We start from the raw sequence: 2,626 nt of genomic DNA, 5'->3' as shown, positions 1-2,626 counted from the left end.
TGTGGGCGCCGGTTGAGTCTTGACCCACCCTACCGCTTGAACTTTCACCCGGGGATGGATGCCGGCATCGTGGATGCCGACTGTGGATAACTGTAGCTGTTTCCTCCTTTCTTGCCTTATTCGTTGATGCTCAGGCGTTCGCTCGAAGAAGGCGCGAAGGGCGAAGCCCGTAGCGCCTTGTCTGCGCGTACGGTGTCATTCACCTGAGGCTGCTGACGACGATTTGCGCTCTTGCTCGCGCGCCCGGATACGTCTCTTCGTGTTGGCCGTCGCGTGCGTGATGCGATAGCTGTCGTTCCCGGTCTCCACGATGTGGCAGTGGTGCGTGAGACGGTCCAGCAACGCGGTGGTCATCTTCGGATCCACGAACACGCTGGACCACTCCGCGAAGTCTAGGTTGGTCGTCACCACCACGCTGGTGTGCTCATAGAGCTTGGACAGCAGATGGAACAGCAGCGCCCCGCCTGCCTGGCTGAAGGGCAGATACCCCATCTCGTCGAGCACGACCGCATCCAGACGCAGCAGGCTGCTGGCGATGCGCCCGGCCTTGCCCTGCGCCTTCTCCTGCTCCAGCGCGTTGACCAGGTCCACCGTCGAGTAGAACCGCACGCGCTTGCCATGCTGCGCGATGCCCGCCACGCCAATCGCCGTCGCCAAGTGGCTCTTGCCGGTACCAGGACCGCCCACGAGCACGACGTTGTGCGCAGCGTCAGTGAAGTCCATTTCGGCCAACTGCAGCACCAGCTTGCGATCCACCGGTGAGACCTCGAAGTCGAAGCCTGCCAGGTCCCGATGCACCGGGAACTTCGCGGCATTCATCTGATGGCTCACCGAGCGTGTGGCACGCTCTGTTGTCTCAGCACTCAGCATTTGCTCGACCAGCCAGCGCGAGGGCTCCAGTTCAGCATTGTTCTGCTCGATCAGATCGGCCCAGGTCCCGGCCATGCCGTGCAGGCGCAGCGCCTTGAGTTCAGCAATCACGTCACGCGTCATGACCAACCTCCCTGATTCTGCTCAGATCGCGCAGGCGGTCGTAGCGCGCCGTATCTGCGGTCGGCGGCGTCAGCACCTGCAGCACCGTGACGACGTTGTCCGGGCGCGGCGCCGCATTCAGTCTCGCCAGCACGTTGATCACATGCTCGACGCTCACGCGCCCGGACGACGTACCGCTCTCCAGCGCAAGCTCCACGGCCACCAGTACCGACTCCAGGCCCGCCGTCGGCACCAGCGCCAACACCCTGGCCATGACACGATCACCGCCGCTCTCGCGCAGCAAGCCGCGACGCAGCCGCTGCAATGCCTCCGGCAGATCGGTGAACGGCGCCCCGTTGCGCAACGCCCCGGGCTTACGCTGCACCAGCGGGATGTAGTGCTGCCAGTCGTAGCGCGTCTTGCCCTTGTCGCTCAGCCTTTCGTGGTCGCTCACCACGACGTCATCAGCAACGATCTTCACCCGCGTGGGATACAGGTGCGTGCTGACCATCCGGCCGGCCAGCTCGCACGGCACCGAGTAGCGGTTGCGCGCCACCGACACCAGACACGTGCTGGTGACCCGCGCCACCTCCTCGACGTAGCCGTCGAAGGGAGCCGGCATCGGCATCAACTGCAGCCGCTCATGCTCAAGCATCTCGGCAACGCTGAACTGCTTGTGCTCGGGATGCCGGACCTCTTGCCAGAGCGCCCGGCAGCGCTCACCCAGCCACGCGTTGAGCGCGTCCATGTTGGCGAAGCGCTGCTCGCGTGCGTCGATCCAGATGCGCCGACGGCTGTCCTGCACGTTCTTCTCCACCACCCCCTTCTCCCAGCCGGAGGCCACGTTGCAGAAGTCAGGGTCGTACAGGTAATGCGCGCACATCACCGCGAAGCGCGCGTTGACGGTGCGCCCCTTGCCCTTGTGCACCTTGTCCACGGCGGTGCGCATGTTGTCGTAGATCCCGCGGCGCGCCACGCCACCCAGCGCCGCGAACGATCTCGTGTGCGCATCGAACAGCATCTCGTGACCCTGGCTCGGATACGCCACCAGCCAGAAGGCCCGACTCGCGCACAGCTTCATGTGCGACACCTGCAGCTTGCGATAGATGCCCCCGATCACCAGCGGCTCGTCGCTCCAATCGAATTGAAACGCCTCGCCCATCTCGAAGGCCAGCGGCACGAACGCCTTGCCAACCGCAACGCCGCCTTGCTGCGCCCGCCAGGAGCGGATGAAGTCCGTCAATTGGGTGTAGCCGCCTGTGTACCCAGCATCGGCAATCTGCTTGAGGAGCGCCTTGGCGGTTCGCCGCTCCTTGCGGGGCCGGCGCGCATCGGCCAGCAACGCCATCTTCACCGTCTCCACGAATGGCGACAACTTCGTCATCGCCGCCTTGCGCCGGTACTTCGGCGGCGCCGCCACCGGCATGCGCAGGTACTTCCTCACCGTGTTGCGCGACAGGCTCGTGGCTCTCACGATCTCGCGCACCGACTTCTTCTCGCGGTGGTGCATCCGCAGGACCTTGCCAATCATGGCCATAGTGATCACTCCTGATACCCCACCGCTTAAAAAAACAGCAGGGTAGGCTGAACACCCGGGTCAAATCGAAAGCGGCACAACCTTCATTGGTGGGTCAAATTACGGCCGGCGCCAACA

2 protein-coding genes are annotated in these 2,626 nt (G+C 64.2%); both read right to left on the bottom strand.

Annotation, left to right across the window (positions count from 1 at the left end):
• Positions 1 to 195 precede the first annotated feature (195 nt).
• Entirely contained in the window at positions 196 to 993 is a 798-nt protein-coding gene (gene istB / locus BMW87_RS34525; protein WP_093083091.1) for an IS21-like element helper ATPase IstB, read from the bottom strand.
• Positions 983 to 2,509, bottom strand: coding sequence for an IS21 family transposase (gene istA, locus BMW87_RS34520; RefSeq protein WP_093083089.1), 1,527 nt, complete (start codon positions 2,507 to 2,509; stop codon positions 983 to 985). The genes istB and istA overlap by 11 nt, the downstream gene beginning before the upstream one ends.
• Positions 2,510 to 2,626: the final 117 nt, after the last annotated feature.

The sequence above is a fragment of the Variovorax sp. OV084 genome, from assembly GCF_900111625.1.
Classification (GTDB): Bacteria; Pseudomonadota; Gammaproteobacteria; order Burkholderiales; family Burkholderiaceae_C; genus Variovorax.
The sequence above is the reverse complement of the archived record's forward strand: the minus strand, read 5'-3'. Positions and strand labels throughout refer to the sequence as shown.